Below are 14,782 nucleotides of genomic sequence, written 5' to 3'. Positions count from 1 at the left end.
TACCCTTGATCTTGGCACCTTCCTATTGCACCACCCCTAGGGAGTACACCTGCAGGCTGGCCCATGATTTCCACCAACGACAGCTCCGCTGAGCTAGATCATCTTCAACGCGGCCCCCGGGTTATGCTGTATAGCCATGACACCTTTGGCCTGGGTCACTTGCGGCGCTCACGCGCCCTGGCCGGGGCGATTACCGCGGCGGATCCTACCGCCTCTGCCCTGATCCTGACCGGGTCGCCGGTGGCGGGGCGGTTTGCCTTTCCCAGCCGGGTCGACCATATGCGCCTGCCCGGAGTGATCAAACGATCCGACGGCAGCTATGCTTCGCGCACCATGGGGATGAGCATCGAGGAAACCACCGCCCTGCGCAGTGGCCTGATCCGCTCCATGGCCCAGCAATATGCCCCCGATGTGCTGATCGTCGACAAGGAGCCCACTGGCTTTCGCGGTGAATTGCTGCCCGCGCTGGAGCTGTTGTCGCAGAAAGGGCACAGCAAGCTGGTACTGGGGCTGCGTGATGTGCTGGACGAACCAGAGGTGCTGGCCGAGGAATGGGCCCGCAAGGAGGCCATCGCCGCAACCGAGCAGTTTTACGACGAGATCTGGATCTATGGGCTGGCCTCGATCTATGACCCAACCAAGGGCTTGCCGCTCAGCCCTCGCGTGCGTGATCGGATGCACTGGACCGGCTATCTGCGCCGGGATCTTGGCCCGCTGGATACCCCGCCCGAACAGCCCTATGTGCTGATCACCCCCGGCGGTGGCGGCGATGGGGCAATGATGGTGGATCTGGTGCTGTCAGCCTATGAACAGGACCCCGACCTGGCGCCCCGTGCGGTGCTGGTCTACGGCCCGTTCCTGTCGGGCGAAACCCGCGAAGCCTTTGAAACCCGTGTCGAGGCGCTGCAGGGGCGGGTGACCACGGTGGGCTTTGAATCCCGTATCGAAACCCTGTTTTCCGGCGCGCAGGGCGTGGTCTGCATGGGCGGCTACAACACCTTTTGCGAGGTGCTGTCCTTTGACAAGCCCGCCGTCATCGTGCCGCGCACCACACCGCGCCTGGAACAATGGATCCGCGCCAGCCGTGCCGAAGAACTGGGCCTGGTAACCATGCTGGATGAACGCCGCGATGGCTGGACGCCAGCCGCCATGACTAGGGCCATTCGCGCCCTGGCGGCACAGAAGCAACCATCACAGGCCTTTTCCAGAGGATTGTTGGATGGGTTGGATTGCGTCACTCAGAGGGTCTCTGCCCTGTTGCAGGATCTGCCGCAAAAGGCCGCAAAATGACCACAGAAAATCCCCCCCTTGCCGTGCTGGTCAAAGGCTGGCCGCGCCTCTCCGAGACCTTTATCGCCCAGGAACTGGTCGCGCTGGAAGAAGCAGGCCTGACCTTTGAAATCTGGTCCCTGCGCCACCCAACCGATGTAAAGCGCCACCCCCTGCATGACCGTTTGCAGGCGCGGGTACGCTATCTGCCCGAATATCTCTATCAGGAACCGACCCGCGTCTGGCAGGCGCGCGCCACAGCCCAGGCCCTTCCCGGCTACGCCGAAGCCTATCGCATCTGGCGGGCCGATCTGCGCCGCGATCCCAGCCGCAATCGCGTCCGCCGCTTTGGCCAGGCCTGCGTACTGGCTGCCGAAGCCCCTGCCGAGGTGCTCGGACTATATGCCCATTTCCTGCACACCCCCGCCTCGGTGGCGCGCTATGCTGCCATTATGCGCGGACTGCCCTGGAGCTTCTCTGCCCACGCCAAGGACATCTGGACTTCCCCGGATTGGGAGATTTCGGAAAAGCTGTCCAGCCAGCACCACGGCGCCGCCTTTGGTGCCACCTGCACCGCCTTTGGTGCCCGTCACTTGCGGCAGATGTCGGATGATCCGGCCCGGATTGATCTGATCTATCACGGGCTTGATCTGACCCGGTTTCCCAAACCACCGCAACGCCAGTGGCGGCAGGCGCAGGATCCGCTCAAGCTGATGTCGGTGGGTCGCCTGGTCGAAAAGAAGGGCTTTGACCGCCTGATCTCTGCACTCGCGCTCCTCCCGGCAGAACTGGACTGGCACTGGATCCATATTGGCGGTGGCGATCTTGGTAGTCAGTTGCAGGATATGGCCAGGCAGGCCGGGATCGCGCAGCGCATCACCTGGCGCGGCGCCTGCGATCAACCCGAAGTCATTGCCGAGATGCGCGCCAGTGATCTCTTTGTCCTGCCCAGCCGGGTTGCCGCCGATGGCGACCGAGACGGCTTGCCCAATGTGCTGATGGAGGCGGCCTCGCAACTGCTGCCTATACTGTCGACGCCTGTTTCGGCCATTCCCGAATTCATAACAAGCGGCACCCATGGGCTGCTCAGCAAGGATGACCCAAAGGCCCTGTCTGCCGCCATCCAGTCTTTGGCACAAGATCCGCAACAGGCCGCAACCATGGCCGAGGCAGCCCTGCAGCGCCTGCGCCGCGACTTTGGCATGGATCCTGGCATTGCCCAGTTGGTGGCCCGCCTGGGTGCCATGCTGCAGGGCTCATGACCGACGCGGCAACAGCCACGCGGATTGCCTTTTATGCGCCGATGAAATCGCCGCGCCATCCGGTCCCTTCGGGTGATCGCGAGATGGCGCGCAATCTGATGGCCATCATCGCCGCCGTACCGCAGGCGGTTGTCGAGATTGATCTGGCCACCGAATTAAAAATCTTTGACAAACACGGCGATGCCGCGCTGCAGGCCAGGCTGCGCAGCAAGGCAGCCCAGGAAGTCGCTCGACTGGTGCAAGAGATGCCACGCCTGGATCTCTGGGTGACCTACCATAACTATTACAAGGCCCCCGATCTGATCGGCCCGCAGGTCGCCCGTGCCCGTGGCATTCCCTATGTGCAGATCGAAAGCACCCGCGCCCTGCGGCGTCTCAAGGGGCCCTGGGCTGGTTTTGCCCAATCTGCCCATGACGCCGCCGATGCCGCCGACCTGATTTTCTATCTCACCGCCAATGATCTGATCACCCTGGAGCGCGAGCGCTATCACGATCAACAGCTGGAACTTCTGCCGCCCTTCTTGCCGATGGATCAACTGCCCACCGCCAGCAGCCTGTCAGGGCCGATGCTCAGCGTCGGTATGATGCGCCCCGGCGATAAGCTCGCCTCTTACCAGATTATCGCGGACAGTCTGCGGGGGCTGGATGGCGACTGGCAACTACAGATCGTCGGCGATGGTCCCGCCCGCGCCGATGTCGCGGCCCTGATGGCCCCCTTTGGCCACCGCGTTACCTTCCTTGGGGAACTGTCTCGGGAAGATCTGGCGCAGGTCTACGCCGAGGCCAGCCTGTTTTTCTGGCCAGGCGTCAACGAGGCCTTTGGCATGGTCTACCTGGAAGCTCAGAGCCATGGGCTGCCGGTGGTGGCGCAGGATCGCCCCGGTATGCGCGACATTCTGGCCCCCGGTGTCTATCCCGACGTGGCCCAGGGGGCTGCGGCCCTGCGCCACCGGTTGCAGACCCTGCTGCACAGCCCAGACCTGCGCCGGAATCTTGGCACCCAGGCCCGCAATATGATTGCCAGAACTCATCTGGCCCCCGCCGCCAGCCACCGCTTTGGTGCAGCACTTGCCCGCCTTTTGAAGGAGCAGAGATGATCCGCCTTGCCCTTTTGCGCCATGGCCATACCGCCTGGAACCGCGCCGGACAGATCCAGGGCCGCAGCGATATTGCGCTGGACGATGCTGCCCGGGCCGAGCTGTCCAGCTTTGCCCTGCCCACGCCTTGGGATCAGGCAGATCTCTGGTCCAGCCCGCTGTCGCGGGCGGTGGAAACCGCGCAATTGATAACCGGGCAGATAGCGCAGACCGCCCCGGCCCTGACAGAAATGTTCTGGGGGGACTGGGAAGGCAAGAAAGGGCTGGAGCTGAAGGCCGACCCGGACAGCGGCTTTCGTGATATCGAGCACTGGGGCTGGGACTATCGCCCCCCGGGTGGCGAAACCCCGGCAGAGGTCTGGAACCGACTGCAGCCTTGGCTGGCCGGGCTGCAACGCGACACCGTCGCGGTCTGCCATATTGGGATAATGCGGATGATCCTGGCCCGTGCCCATCACTGGGATTTTGACGGTCCAGCCCCCTTTCGCATCAAACGCAACCGGCTGTTTGTGGTCGAAATCGACCAGGCGCACCTCACCCCCTGGGCAGAGCCGGTGCGCCTGCTGAAGAGGCCCGCACCATGAAGGTGATGATCGTGGTCACCCACCTGCTGGGCACCGGCCATCTGGCGCGGGCGTTGACCCTCGGGCGGGCCTTTCAGGCTGCTGGTGATCAGGTGCAGATCGTCTCGGGCGGCTGTTCTGCGCCGCAGCTCGACACCTGCGGGATCCCGCTGCTGCAACTGCCGCCGCTACGCTCTGACGGGGTGAATTTCACCCAGTTGCTGACGCCGGACAACACCCTGGCCGATGAGGGCTATCACCGGACGCGCCAGGTGGCGCTCTGTGCTGCGCTGCGCGCGATGCAACCTGACCTGCTGATCACCGAACTCTACCCCTTTGGCCGCCGCTCCCTGCGGGCGGAGTTCCGCGCCCTGCTGGAAGCAGCACAGCAGCTGCCCAAACGACCAAAGATCCTTGCCTCGATCCGCGACATCCTGGCACCGCCATCAAAGCCGGAAAAGGCCATCAAGGCGGATGCCATGATTGCAGAATTCTACGATGCCGTTCTGGTGCATTCCGATCCGCAGGCCACCCCGCTCGCGCTAAGCTGGCCGGTCTCGGATATGCTGGCCGCCAAACTGCACTACACCGGCTTTGTCGCCCCTGCCGCAGCCGGACCACATCCAGAGGCAGAGGGGCGCGGCGAAGTTCTGGTCAGCGCGGGAGGAGGCAATGTCGGAGACGAGATCTACCACTGCGCCCTGGCTGCCGCCCGGCTGATGCCGGATCAACCCTGGCGCCTGCTGGTGGGTGGCAGTGACGCCGCCGAGCGGATCAAGGCCCTGTCCAGTTTGGACTCACCCGCCCGGATCGAAGCCGCCCGCCCTGATTTTCGCCAGATGCTTTCACATGTGGCGGCCTCGGTCAGCATGTGTGGCTACAACACCGCGCTGGATCTGTTGCAGGCCAATACCCCTGCCGTGCTTATCCCCTTTGATGCAGGACGCGAGGTCGAACAGGGGCTGCGCGCCCAGAGCCTGGAACCGCTGCCGGGCTTTGCCAGCCTGCGCACCGCCGATCTGACACCAGAGCGCCTGGTTGCTGCGGTGCAAGCCGTGCAACAGGCGCCACGCCGCACGGCGGCGCAGTTTCAGTTTGACGGCGCGGCGCGCAGCGTCGAAATTGCCCATGACATGGTCCGGGATCAGGCCCAGGATCAGGCCAACGATCAGGCAGGAGCAAAGCCATGAGCCCGACGCAGCCCCCTGGTGCCACGCCTGATGCCACCCCTGACGGCCCCCCGGACTGGGCCCCGCTCGACCAAGAGCTGCGCCACTGGCAGGCAGCCGGTCTGAAACTGCCGCTGTGGTGGCGCGACGATGATGCGATCGAACCAACGCCGCAGCTCGACCAGCTGAGCGCACTGGCACAAAAGCTTGCCCTGCCGGTGCATCTGGCCGTGATCCCGCGCGATGCCCAGCCCGCGCTTGCGGCCTATGTCGGGGCGCATCCCGAAGTGATCCCCCTGGTGCATGGCTGGGCCCATATCAGCCGGGCCGCCCCCGGCGACAAGAAGTGTGAATTCCCGCCCCGGCATCCGCTTGCAGGGTCGCTTGCCGAGATGGCAGAGGGACTGGCGCGGCTAAAGGCCCTGTTTGGCCCCCGATTGCAGCCCATCTTTGTGCCGCCCTGGAACCGCATCGCGCCGGACCTGCTGCCCTTGATGGCAGACCTCGGTTTCGCCGCAGTGTCGCGTTTCACCCCGCGCACGCAGGCCTGGGCCGCCGCCGGGCTGGCACAGATCAACACCCACCTCGATCCCATCGACTGGAAGGGCAGCCGGTCTCTGGTTGCCCCAGAGCACCTGATCAACCAGGTCAGCAACCAGTTGCGCGCCCGGCGATTGGATCAGGCGGACAACCGCGAACCCTATGGCATCCTCACCCACCATCTGGTGCATGACGCGGCCATCTGGGATTTCACCGAGGCGCTGATTACGCGCCTGATGCAGGGGCCGGGGCAGATCTGGACCCTTGACAAAGAGGAAGATGAGAGATGAGCCGATTGGATTCCATGCTGCGCCGTTTGACCGCCCAGCGCGACGGGCTGAACTGGGCCGCCAGTGCAATCGCCGGGATCGACGGGGATGTGCTGGACATGGGACTTGGCAATGGCCGCACCTATGACCACCTGCGCGAAACCCTGCCAGATCGCCGGGTCTGGGTCATCGACCGGGTTCTACAGTGCCATCCGTCCTGTGTGCCGCCCGAGGCGGATTTTCTGCAGGGCGAGGCGGTGCCGATGCTGGAGCGCCTCAAATCTGAGGGCCACAAGATCGTTCTGGCGCATTATGATTTTGGATTTGGCGTCAAGGAAGAGGACGTGGCCGAGGCCGCAGCCATGTCGCCAGTGATTGCCAGCGTCATGGCCAGGGGCGGCATTGTGGTCTCGGGACAACCTCTGGTGGGGTTTGAAGAGCTCAAAGGTCCAGACGGCATTCCCGAGGGTCGCTACCTGTTTTACCGCGCCTGACACTGCGGCGACCCCTGCCAGAACATATTGCAGGGGCCACCGCAGTTGCATGTACCGCGGGCACAAAGCCTACTTGGCTAGGCCACGCGCTGCCCACGCGCCCAGACCCCCCGCAGCGCCGGGGTGCCATCAATCAGCTTGAAACGGATCAGATCGGCGCGTTTGCCGATCTCCAGCCGTCCACGATCCGACAGCTCGACCGCGTCTGCCGGGGCCAGGGTCACCGTTGACAGACCGCGCGCCATATCGCCCCAGATCTGGCCGAGTTTCACGGCAGACATCAGCAGTGCCCCCGGAACATAGTCCGAAGAGATGATATCCAGCAGCTCCAGCTCTGCCAGCTCCTGCGCTGCGACATTGCCCGAATGAGACCCGCCGCGGATCAGATTGGGCGCCCCCATCATTACCTTGATGCCATGGGCCTGGCAGGCACGTGCGGCCTCTACCGTGGTAGGGAATTCCGCCAGGTGAATGCCGTGCCCTGCCGAGGTTGCAACCTGGTCCGCGGTGGTATCGTCGTGGCTGGCCAGCACCGCGCCAAAGCGGCGCGCGGCCTTGACGGCCTCCACCTCATGCAGATCCCCGTATTGGTCCCGCAGGGCCTTCAGGTGGGCAACGTGGGCCTGAAACCCGGCATCATCCAGCCCGTGCTTGCCTTTGACATAGGCCTCCAATTTGGAGATGTCGCGAAACTGTCGCTGCCCCGGCGTATGATCCATAAGCGAGACCAGACCAACGCGATCCGCCTCGTCAAACTCTGCCAGTTCTTCGACCAATGTATCCGAACAGACCTCTGCCCGCAGGTGCAGGAAATGCGAAATCTTCAGAGCGTCGGCTGACCGCAGGTCCAACAGCTCGGTCGCCAAACCACGCGCATAAGATCCATAGCGGCTTTCTTTGCGGCTGACCGAGCCCACCCGCATGGCATCAAACACGGTGGTGATCCCGGTGCCGGCCAGCTCTGCGTCATGGGCCATGATGGCAGCAGCATGCGGCCAGTCCACCGAGGGACGCGGCTGAATGTGGCGCTCCAGATTGTCGGTATGCAGTTCAACCAAGCCAGGGCTCAGATGATCGCCATCGCAGTCAATCGCGCCTGTCGGCACCGATGCACCCGCACTGATATCGGCAATCTTTCCGCCGTGGATTTTGACCTGCCCGCGCAGTGTTTCACCAGGCAGGACAAGGGTGGCATTGGCAAGGATCAATTCATCTGTCATCTGAGCTTCACAACTTTCGGACTATAGGAACGGCCACGTATAGGAGGCCAATGTGACATTCACGCGATATGCGATTTACTACGCCCCCCCGGTGGGGGCCGATTGGGCTGAGTTTGCAACCCAGTGGCTGGGTTGGGACATGGAGGCTGGCATACCCGCCCCACAGCCCCAGATTGCCGGTTTGGATCTGGCCAGCATCACGCAGGTGCCGCGCAAATACGGGCTGCACGCGACGCTGAAGCCGCCGATGCGTCTGGCCAAGGGGCGCAGCCTTGCGGATCTGCAACAGGCCTGCGTCAGCCTGGCGGCCCGGCAGGCCCCGGTGGTGCTTGACGGGCTGCATCTGGCGCGGCTGGGGCGGTTTCTGGCCCTGCGCGTTAGCGGCGATGAGACCGCGCTTGGCCAATTTGCGGCCGCATGCGTGCAGGATCTTGATGCCTTTCGTGCGCCCAGCTCTGCGGCCGAACAAGCCAAGCGCCGCGCGACAGGGCTCTCCCCTGCGCAGGATGCAAACCTCATGACCTGGGGCTATCCTTTCGTACTGGATCAGTTCCGCTTTCACATCACGCTCACCGGCAAACTGCCCAGGGCGGATCTTCCCGCTGTCGAGACCGCGCTTGACGCCCATCTGATACCCTTGCTGCCCAGGCCTCTGGTGATCCGGGATTTTGCCCTGGTGGGCGAAGACAGCGCAGGACGGTTTCATTTGCTGCATCGCTATCCCCTCACCGGCAGTGGGGCATCAGCGGGATAAATCGCTGCCCTGGCCTGGGCGACGGCCAGCCCCAGATCGCCACTGTTGTCGATCTCGTGCAGCCGCAGCAGCCCCGCAGGCAATGGCTGGCCTGCGCGGGCCAGGCGACGTTGGACCTCGGCGCTGTCTTCGCGCCCGCGCTTGGACAACCGCTCGGCCAAAATCTCTGGGTCGGCGGTCACCGAAAGCACGATGAGATCGCTAAAAACCTCTTGCGCCGTTGCCAAGACGGCGCGCGACAGGTTCACCAAAACGCCCTGCCCCTGGGCGCGCAGATCTTCGATTGCCAACGGAATGCCATAGTGCAAACCATGGGCGTGCCAGTGCAGGGCGAAATGCCCGGCTTGCACCAGCTCGGAAAACGCATCTTCGCTAACCGCATCATAGTCTTCGCCGCCGGCCTCTGGCGCGCGGGTCACCACGCGGCGCATCAGGCACAGCCTGGGATCGTCTGTCGCCAGCGCCTCCATGATGCTGTCCTTGCCCACCCCGGAGGGGCCGACCACCGCAATCACCGGCCCCTTAGGTGCGCTGGCCTTCATGCCGCCACCTGCGGCGAAAAGGCCGAAACATCAACAAAGCGGTCGCAGACCTGATCGCGGGTGGCCTCGTCATGGAAAATGCCGATAATTGCCGCCCCCCGTGATTTGGCGCCTTCGATCAGCCGCAGCACCGTGGCGCGGTTCTTGGCATCCAGACTAGCGGTGGGTTCATCCAGCAGCAGCGCCGGATAGTCATAGGCAAAGCCGCGCGCGATATTCACCCGCTGCTGTTCGCCGCCGGAAAAGGTCGTAGGGCTCAACGACCAGAGCCGCTCGGGGATGTTCAGCTCCGCCAGCAGGCTGGCGGCCTTGTCCCGCGCCGCCGCCTGCGGGGTGCCAACAGCCAGTAATGGCTCTGCCACCACATCCAGTGCCGCCACACGCGGCACCACCCGCAGGAATTGGCTGACATAGCCCAGTGTGTCGCGGCGCAGGGCGATGATCTGACGCGGCGCCGCCTGGGCCACATCCAGATCCCCCACCATAACCCGGCCAGAAGCCGCAAGGTAGTTGCCATAGATCAGCCGCATCAGGGTTGATTTCCCCGCACCTGAAGCCCCCACCAGACCGACACATTCACCCGGAGCAACCGTCAGGTTGACCCGCTCCATCACCGGGATTACTGCACTGCCCTGATTGTGCAGGGTGAAACTCTTGCTCACGTTTTCAAGTTCAATCATCGTCTTTGTCCTTCAAACCTGCAGCACGCTGGAAACCAGCAGCTGGGTATAGGCATGTTGCGGGTCATCCAGCACCTGATCGGTCAAACCGCTTTCGACCACATGGCCGTCCTTCATCACCATGAGACGATCCGCCAGCAGGCGCACAACAGCCAGGTCATGGGTGACGATAATGGCACTAAGGCCCATTTCACGCACCAGACTGCGCAGCAAATCCAGCAGGCGGGCCTGTACCGAAACATCCAGCCCCCCGGTGGGTTCATCCATGAACACCAGTCGCGGCCCCGTCACCAGGTTGCGGGCGATTTGCAGGCGCTGCTGCATGCCGCCGGAAAAGTCTGAGGGGCGATCATCAATGCGGCTGTCACTGATCTCCACCCGGCCCAGCCAATCGGCGGCCTGCTCGCGGATCTCGCCATAATGACGCCCACCCACGGCCATCAGCCGTTCGCCGATATTGCCGCCAGCCGAAACAGACATGCGCAGGCCATCTCGGGCATGCTGATGCACAAAGGCCCAGTCGGTCCGCCCCAGCATCCGGCGTGCCGGTTCTGACATGGTACAGGTATCCACCGGCCCATCAGCGCGGGTATCAAACACCACTTCGCCGCAATCCGGCGCATGATGGCCAGCCATGGCATTGAGCAGTGTCGACTTGCCAGATCCACTTTCGCCAACGATGCCCATGACCTCACCTGGATAAAGATCAAAGCTCACATCCTTGCAGCCAATCCGGGGACCATACATTTTGGTCAGGGCCTTCACCTGCAACAGCGGTGTCATGTCCTGTTCTTTCACTTCAGCCCCCATCACGCGGCCTCCTCACCCAATCGACCCACATGGCCCTCGGCACGTCGGCTGCGGCAATAATCGGTGTCTGAACAGACAAACATCCGGCTGCCCGCATCATCCAGGATCACCTCATCCAGATAGCTATCCTCTGCGGCGCACAGATCGCAGGGATGATTGGCCTTCGTGGCCTCAAACGGGTAGTCCTCAAAATCGAGGCTCACCACACGTGTATAGGGCGGCAGCGCATAAATGCGCTGTTCGCGGCCCGCGCCAAACAACTGGATCGCTGCCATCTCAAGCTTGGGATTGTCGAATTTGGGGATCGGCGAGGGATCCATCACATAGCGGTCCTCTACCTTCACCGGATAGGCGTAGGCAGTGGCAATATCGCCGTGCTGGCTGATATCTTCATAAAGCTTCACATGCATCAAACCGTATTCCTCAAGACTGTGCATCTTGCGTGTTTCCATCTCCCGCGGTTCCAGAAAGCGCAGCGGCTCAGGGATTGGCACTTGATAGACAAGAATCTGGTCCTCGCTCAGGTCGGCCTCGGGAATCCGGTGGCGGGTCTGAATGACGCTGGCCTTTTTCGTTTCCTCAGTGGTGGCAACCCCAGCGGTGCGTTCAAAGAACTTGCGGATCGAAACAGCGTTGGTGGTGTCGTCCGCGCCCTGGTCGATCACCTTCAGGCTATCGTCAGGAACCAGCGTCGCTGCAGTGACCTGCACGCCCCCCGTGCCCCACCCATAGGGCATCGGCATTTCACGGCTGGCAAAGGGCACCTGATAGCCCGGCACAGCCAGACCTTTCAGGATGGCGCGACGGATCATCCGCTTGGTTTGTTCGTCCAGATAGGCGAAATTATAGTCAGACATGTTGGGCATCCTTCTTACCTTTAGCCCGGCAGCGCCGGGCAGCGCCCGATCTCCCCGTCAAGTCGGAGACTTGCTTCCAGAAAAATGGGAGGGCGCTTTGGACCCACCCGAGGTCGGGCACTGCCCTTTGTTCCAAGTGGTTCATTCCGCCGCCTCCTGTGCTGCCATCTGATCCGCCAGTTCCTGCGCCTCGCGGCGCAGTTTGCGCACCAGTTCCAGCTCGGATTGGAAATCCACGTAATGCGGCAGTTTGATGTGCTCCAGGAAACCCGTCGCCTGAATATTGTCGCAGTGGCTGAGGACAAATTCTTCGTCCTGTGCTGCGGCACCTAGGTTGTCTTCGCCCAGCTCTTCCCAGCGCAGGGCCCGATCAACCAGCGCCATGGCGATGCTCTTGCGCTCTGACTGACCAAAGACCAGACCGTAGCCACGGGTGAACTGCGGCGGCACCGTTTTGGAGCCTTTGAACTGGTTCACCGTCTCACATTCGGTCAGCTCCACCTCGCCAATCTCGATGGCAAAGCCCAGCTCGGGGATTTCCATCTCAACCGGCACCTTGCCGATGCGCAATTCCCCCACAAAGGCGTGGTTGCGCGCATAGCCACGTTGGGTCGAATAGGCCATACCAAGGATAAATCCTTCATCCCCACGCGCCAAGGATTGCAGCCGCACCGCACGCCCGGCAGGGAAGCTCATCGGTTCGCGGGTCAGATCGCCCGGCGTAACATCCGAAGCGGGTTCGCGCTCGATGATGTCCTCGCCCTGCAGGAACTCGGTGATATGCGGTGTTGCCTCAAGGCGTGGTTCTGCGATCGGAGCCTGCGGCACCTCGCCATCGGCGGCCAGTTTAAAATCGAGCAACCGATGGGTGTAATCAAAAGTTGGCCCCAGAACCTGCCCGCCCGGCGCATCCTTGAAGGTGGCAGAGATCCGTCGATCACAGGCCATCGCGCCAGTATCCACCGCCTGCGTGTAGCCAAATCGGGGCAGCGTGGTGCGATAGGCGCGGATCAAGAAGATAGCTTCGATCAGATCACCACGCGACTGCTTGATCGCCAGGGCAGCCAGATCAGGATCATACAGCGACCCCTCGGCCATCACCCGGTTCACCGCCAGGCTCATCTGTTCGCGGATCTGTGCCAGGCTCAGCTCGGCAACGTTGGTATCCCCCCGGCGCTCTTCGGCCAGCCAGGCATGGGCATTGTCGATGGCGCGTTCACCACCCTTTACAGCGACATACATCGGGTCACTCCTTTGGCAAAATCGTGGTGGACCGGGGCAGCGCCGTCAGTTGGCCACCGCAGGTAAAGAAGAAATCCACCCCCAGCGGGAACTGCATCGCATTTGCCTGACAGGCAGCAACATCCGGCAGACGCAGTTCTGCGCGCTCCTTTATGCCCGGCCCGGTCAGGGTGGCCGTAGCAGGTATCAGCTGCGCCATCTCGACAATCAGGGTGGCAGATCTGTCCGGGTATTCCGAGGTGCCGACGCGGTATTGTCCCACGGGCATCAAGGCCACCCAGCTGCCAAGGGCAAAATCTGCCTGATCCGCCGCAACAATCGGCGCGCCGGTATGAAAGGCCAGCCAGGCGCGCAGTTCAGGACTGTCCACATCCGGGGCCAGATAGACGCCAGTTTCCGGGTCGCACAGCGTCAGCAGCAAGGCCCCAGCCGCAGGGGAAATCCCCGCAGGGGGGCTGGCCCCGGCAATATCCTGAACAGTGCCGGGACGCGCCATGGCATTCATCGCCGCGCGAAAGGCATTTGCCGCATCCACAGGCGGCGTGGCAAAGCCACCGCCATAGCTGTTGGTCTCAATATCTAGGGACATCAATCCTCCCCCCGAACCATTGTGAAGAATTCAACCTTGGTGGCTGCGGCCTTGGCGGCGCGCGCCTCCTTGCGCGATTGCTGTGCCTGCTGCAGCGGCTCCAACACCGCTTGGCGCAGGTCATTTGCTACTTGGGTCTGCATCAAGGCATCCACCTTGGCCGCGATTTCGGCCTTAGGTTTTGAGCGCCCCTGCACATATGCATGGCCCACAGTGCCATCCGTCAGCGTCAACGCACAGCGGGTCACTGTCATCTCGCCCAGATTGAACGCCGCGCCCGCGCCCCCCATGCGGCCGCGCACCATGACGCCACCTGCTTCGGGGGGGCGCAGCCAGTCAAACGCCGGATCGTGATCAAAACCGCGCCACAGGCTGGCAAGCTCTGCCTCATTGGCCTGTGCCAGCAGGCTCATCCAAGCCTGGCGCGCGGTTGCGGAAATATCTGTTTTCATCAGTGAAAGCCTCTTGGCCGGGTTGTCTACATGAACTATACAACTAGACAAATACTAACGAGTCCAACCGCCCCAGCGCAATCGAAACCTTGTGAAAGTTTAGTGACATGTCCGATGCCCCCTCAGCAGCCAGCCGCACGCCTGTGTGGAAATCCATCTCGATCTCGCTGACCGATGACATCGCCCAGGGGCGGTATGGCACGGCGGACAAACTGCCCTCGGAGGCGCAGTTGGCGGCGCGCTTTGGTGTCAATCGCCATACGGTGCGCCGGGCCTTGGCTGCCATGGCAGAGCAAGGCCTGGTGCATGCCCGACGCGGTGCCGGCGTCTTTGTCGCCGCCGCCCCTACCGATTACCCAATTCGCAAACGGGTACGGTTTCACCAGAACATCCAACGGGGCGGGCAGACCCCGGCCAAGCAGATCCTGATGCTGGAAACCCGCATTGCCTCGTTGATCGAGGCCGAAGCCCTGGCGCTGGAACCCGGTTCATCTGTGCATGTCTATGACGGGATATCTCTGGCCGACGGCCATCCAATCGCACTGTTTCAAAGTGTTTTTCCCGCAGAAAACCTGCCCGGTATGCTGGCCGCGCTAGAGCAGAAACAATCGGTAACAGAGGCACTGAAGGACTGTGGAGTTGCTGACTATACCCGCGCAGAAACCCGCATCACCGCCAAGCTGGCCACCGCCACCCAAGCGCTGCATCTGCGCATTTCGGAAGGCGCGCCAATTCTGCGCACCACCGGGGTCAACATCGACCCCAACGGCCAACCGGTAGAATTTGGCCGCACCTGGTTTGCCGGCGATCGGGTGACCCTGACGGTGGATGGACGCTGAAGGCCCTGCCACCATGAAAACAGGCCCCCGCCATTGAGCGGGAGCCTGTCACAGGTCAGCTTGTTTGATTTCGCATGCATTGATGCGCGAAACCGGGACACATTTTTTCGCGACCTGCTCTAGACGCCAGTCGG

At 62.7% G+C, this 14,782-nt stretch carries 17 protein-coding genes; 9 read left to right on the top strand and 8 right to left on the bottom strand.

The features are described 5' to 3' along the window. Window positions 1-63: 63 nt before the first annotated feature. From ACN0VH_RS11335 to ACN0VH_RS11305, 7 genes are read left to right on the top strand one after another with little or no spacing between them, the layout of a single operon-like run. Window positions 64-1,290: a glycosyltransferase family protein gene (locus ACN0VH_RS11335; protein WP_278923443.1), complete on the top strand. Its 1,227-nt coding sequence runs from the start codon at window positions 64-66 to the stop codon at window positions 1,288-1,290. Further along, entirely contained in the window at window positions 1,287-2,531 is a 1,245-nt protein-coding gene (locus tag ACN0VH_RS11330) for a glycosyltransferase family 4 protein (RefSeq protein WP_417700639.1), read from the top strand. Before ACN0VH_RS11335 ends, ACN0VH_RS11330 begins: the two co-directional genes overlap by 4 nt. Further along, window positions 2,528-3,628, top strand: coding sequence for a glycosyltransferase family 4 protein (locus ACN0VH_RS11325; protein WP_278923445.1), 1,101 nt, complete (start codon window positions 2,528-2,530; stop codon window positions 3,626-3,628). Before ACN0VH_RS11330 ends, ACN0VH_RS11325 begins: the two co-directional genes overlap by 4 nt. Next, window positions 3,625-4,212 (top strand): histidine phosphatase family protein, encoded by a 588-nt coding sequence (locus tag ACN0VH_RS11320; protein ID WP_417700638.1) that lies wholly within the window; start codon window positions 3,625-3,627, stop codon window positions 4,210-4,212. The genes ACN0VH_RS11325 and ACN0VH_RS11320 overlap by 4 nt, the downstream gene beginning before the upstream one ends. Next, window positions 4,209-5,381, top strand: a complete 1,173-nt coding sequence (locus ACN0VH_RS11315) for a glycosyltransferase family protein (RefSeq protein ID WP_417700637.1) — start codon at window positions 4,209-4,211, stop codon at window positions 5,379-5,381. The genes ACN0VH_RS11320 and ACN0VH_RS11315 overlap by 4 nt, the downstream gene beginning before the upstream one ends. After that, window positions 5,378-6,190, top strand: coding sequence for a polysaccharide deacetylase family protein (locus tag ACN0VH_RS11310; protein WP_417700636.1), 813 nt, complete (start codon window positions 5,378-5,380; stop codon window positions 6,188-6,190). Before ACN0VH_RS11315 ends, ACN0VH_RS11310 begins: the two co-directional genes overlap by 4 nt. Beyond that, window positions 6,187-6,663 carry a class I SAM-dependent methyltransferase gene (locus ACN0VH_RS11305; protein ID WP_278923449.1) on the top strand — a complete coding sequence of 159 codons (477 nt, stop codon included), beginning with the start codon at window positions 6,187-6,189 and terminating at the stop codon, window positions 6,661-6,663. The genes ACN0VH_RS11310 and ACN0VH_RS11305 overlap by 4 nt, the downstream gene beginning before the upstream one ends. 77 nt (window positions 6,664-6,740) lie before the next feature. Here ACN0VH_RS11305 and ACN0VH_RS11300 read toward each other — a convergent pair whose 3' ends face one another. Then, window positions 6,741-7,883: an alpha-D-ribose 1-methylphosphonate 5-triphosphate diphosphatase gene (locus tag ACN0VH_RS11300; protein ID WP_278923450.1), complete on the bottom strand. Its 1,143-nt coding sequence runs from the start codon at window positions 7,881-7,883 to the stop codon at window positions 6,741-6,743. Between the two features lie 52 nt (window positions 7,884-7,935). On the opposite strand from ACN0VH_RS11300, the gene ACN0VH_RS11295 reads away from it, so the two are divergent. Then, window positions 7,936-8,637 (top strand): DUF1045 domain-containing protein, encoded by a 702-nt coding sequence (locus ACN0VH_RS11295; RefSeq protein ID WP_417700635.1) that lies wholly within the window; start codon window positions 7,936-7,938, stop codon window positions 8,635-8,637. Here the strand turns inward: ACN0VH_RS11295 and phnN are convergent. The 7 genes from phnN to phnG all read right to left on the bottom strand — a co-directional run bounded on the left by phnN (window position 8,601) and on the right by phnG (window position 13,809). Next, the gene (gene phnN / locus ACN0VH_RS11290) at window positions 8,601-9,179 is read right to left on the bottom strand and encodes a phosphonate metabolism protein/1,5-bisphosphokinase (PRPP-forming) PhnN (protein WP_417700634.1); all 579 of its coding nucleotides are present in this window, start codon (window positions 9,177-9,179) and stop codon (window positions 8,601-8,603) included. The two genes, ACN0VH_RS11295 and phnN, sit on opposite strands and share 37 nt — an antisense overlap. Beyond that, window positions 9,176-9,859: a phosphonate C-P lyase system protein PhnL gene (gene phnL / locus ACN0VH_RS11285; protein ID WP_278923453.1), complete on the bottom strand. Its 684-nt coding sequence runs from the start codon at window positions 9,857-9,859 to the stop codon at window positions 9,176-9,178. Before phnL ends, phnN begins: the two co-directional genes overlap by 4 nt. Before the next feature lie 12 nt (window positions 9,860-9,871). Beyond that, entirely contained in the window at window positions 9,872-10,642 is a 771-nt protein-coding gene (gene phnK, locus ACN0VH_RS11280; RefSeq protein ID WP_278923545.1) for a phosphonate C-P lyase system protein PhnK, read from the bottom strand. A 26-nt stretch (window positions 10,643-10,668) separates the two neighbouring features. Further along, window positions 10,669-11,526 (bottom strand): alpha-D-ribose 1-methylphosphonate 5-phosphate C-P-lyase PhnJ, encoded by an 858-nt coding sequence (locus tag ACN0VH_RS11275; protein WP_278923454.1) that lies wholly within the window; start codon window positions 11,524-11,526, stop codon window positions 10,669-10,671. 141 nt (window positions 11,527-11,667) lie between these two features. Next, complete coding sequence (locus ACN0VH_RS11270) at window positions 11,668-12,768, bottom strand: carbon-phosphorus lyase complex subunit (protein WP_278923455.1); 1,101 nt, start codon at window positions 12,766-12,768, stop codon at window positions 11,668-11,670. Between the two features lie 4 nt (window positions 12,769-12,772). Next, window positions 12,773-13,357 (bottom strand): phosphonate C-P lyase system protein PhnH, encoded by a 585-nt coding sequence (gene phnH, locus ACN0VH_RS11265; protein ID WP_278923456.1) that lies wholly within the window; start codon window positions 13,355-13,357, stop codon window positions 12,773-12,775. Continuing rightward, entirely contained in the window at window positions 13,357-13,809 is a 453-nt protein-coding gene (gene phnG / locus ACN0VH_RS11260) for a phosphonate C-P lyase system protein PhnG (protein WP_278923457.1), read from the bottom strand. Before phnG ends, phnH begins: the two co-directional genes overlap by 1 nt. A 107-nt stretch (window positions 13,810-13,916) precedes the next feature. On the opposite strand from phnG, the gene phnF reads away from it, so the two are divergent. Next, window positions 13,917-14,648 (top strand): phosphonate metabolism transcriptional regulator PhnF, encoded by a 732-nt coding sequence (phnF, locus tag ACN0VH_RS11255; protein ID WP_278923458.1) that lies wholly within the window; start codon window positions 13,917-13,919, stop codon window positions 14,646-14,648. The last annotated feature ends 134 nt before the right edge of the window (window positions 14,649-14,782 follow it).

The organism is Pseudophaeobacter sp., assembly GCF_048267565.1.
In the GTDB taxonomy this organism is placed as follows: Bacteria; Pseudomonadota; Alphaproteobacteria; order Rhodobacterales; family Rhodobacteraceae; genus Pseudophaeobacter; species Pseudophaeobacter profundi.
Note: the sequence above shows the minus strand (reverse complement) of the source record. Positions and strands in the feature narration are given on the sequence as shown.

Coding starts and splice junctions, on each gene's coding strand:
- ACN0VH_RS11335 (WP_278923443.1), top strand. CDS start 64: ATGATTTCCACCAACGACAGCTCCGCTGAGCTAGATCATCTTCAACGC.
- ACN0VH_RS11330 (WP_417700639.1), top strand. CDS start 1,287: ATGACCACAGAAAATCCCCCCCTTGCCGTGCTGGTCAAAGGCTGGCCG.
- ACN0VH_RS11325 (WP_278923445.1), top strand. CDS start 2,528: ATGACCGACGCGGCAACAGCCACGCGGATTGCCTTTTATGCGCCGATG.
- ACN0VH_RS11320 (WP_417700638.1), top strand. CDS start 3,625: ATGATCCGCCTTGCCCTTTTGCGCCATGGCCATACCGCCTGGAACCGC.
- ACN0VH_RS11315 (WP_417700637.1), top strand. CDS start 4,209: ATGAAGGTGATGATCGTGGTCACCCACCTGCTGGGCACCGGCCATCTG.
- ACN0VH_RS11310 (WP_417700636.1), top strand. CDS start 5,378: ATGAGCCCGACGCAGCCCCCTGGTGCCACGCCTGATGCCACCCCTGAC.
- ACN0VH_RS11305 (WP_278923449.1), top strand. CDS start 6,187: ATGAGCCGATTGGATTCCATGCTGCGCCGTTTGACCGCCCAGCGCGAC.
- ACN0VH_RS11300 (WP_278923450.1), bottom strand. CDS start 7,883: ATGACAGATGAATTGATCCTTGCCAATGCCACCCTTGTCCTGCCTGGT.
- phnN (WP_417700634.1), bottom strand. CDS start 9,179: ATGAAGGCCAGCGCACCTAAGGGGCCGGTGATTGCGGTGGTCGGCCCC.
- phnL (WP_278923453.1), bottom strand. CDS start 9,859: ATGATTGAACTTGAAAACGTGAGCAAGAGTTTCACCCTGCACAATCAG.
- phnK (WP_278923545.1), bottom strand. CDS start 10,642: ATGACACCGCTGTTGCAGGTGAAGGCCCTGACCAAAATGTATGGTCCC.
- ACN0VH_RS11275 (WP_278923454.1), bottom strand. CDS start 11,526: ATGTCTGACTATAATTTCGCCTATCTGGACGAACAAACCAAGCGGATG.
- ACN0VH_RS11270 (WP_278923455.1), bottom strand. CDS start 12,768: ATGTATGTCGCTGTAAAGGGTGGTGAACGCGCCATCGACAATGCCCAT.
- phnH (WP_278923456.1), bottom strand. CDS start 13,357: ATGTCCCTAGATATTGAGACCAACAGCTATGGCGGTGGCTTTGCCACG.
- phnG (WP_278923457.1), bottom strand. CDS start 13,809: ATGAAAACAGATATTTCCGCAACCGCGCGCCAGGCTTGGATGAGCCTG.
- phnF (WP_278923458.1), top strand. CDS start 13,917: ATGTCCGATGCCCCCTCAGCAGCCAGCCGCACGCCTGTGTGGAAATCC.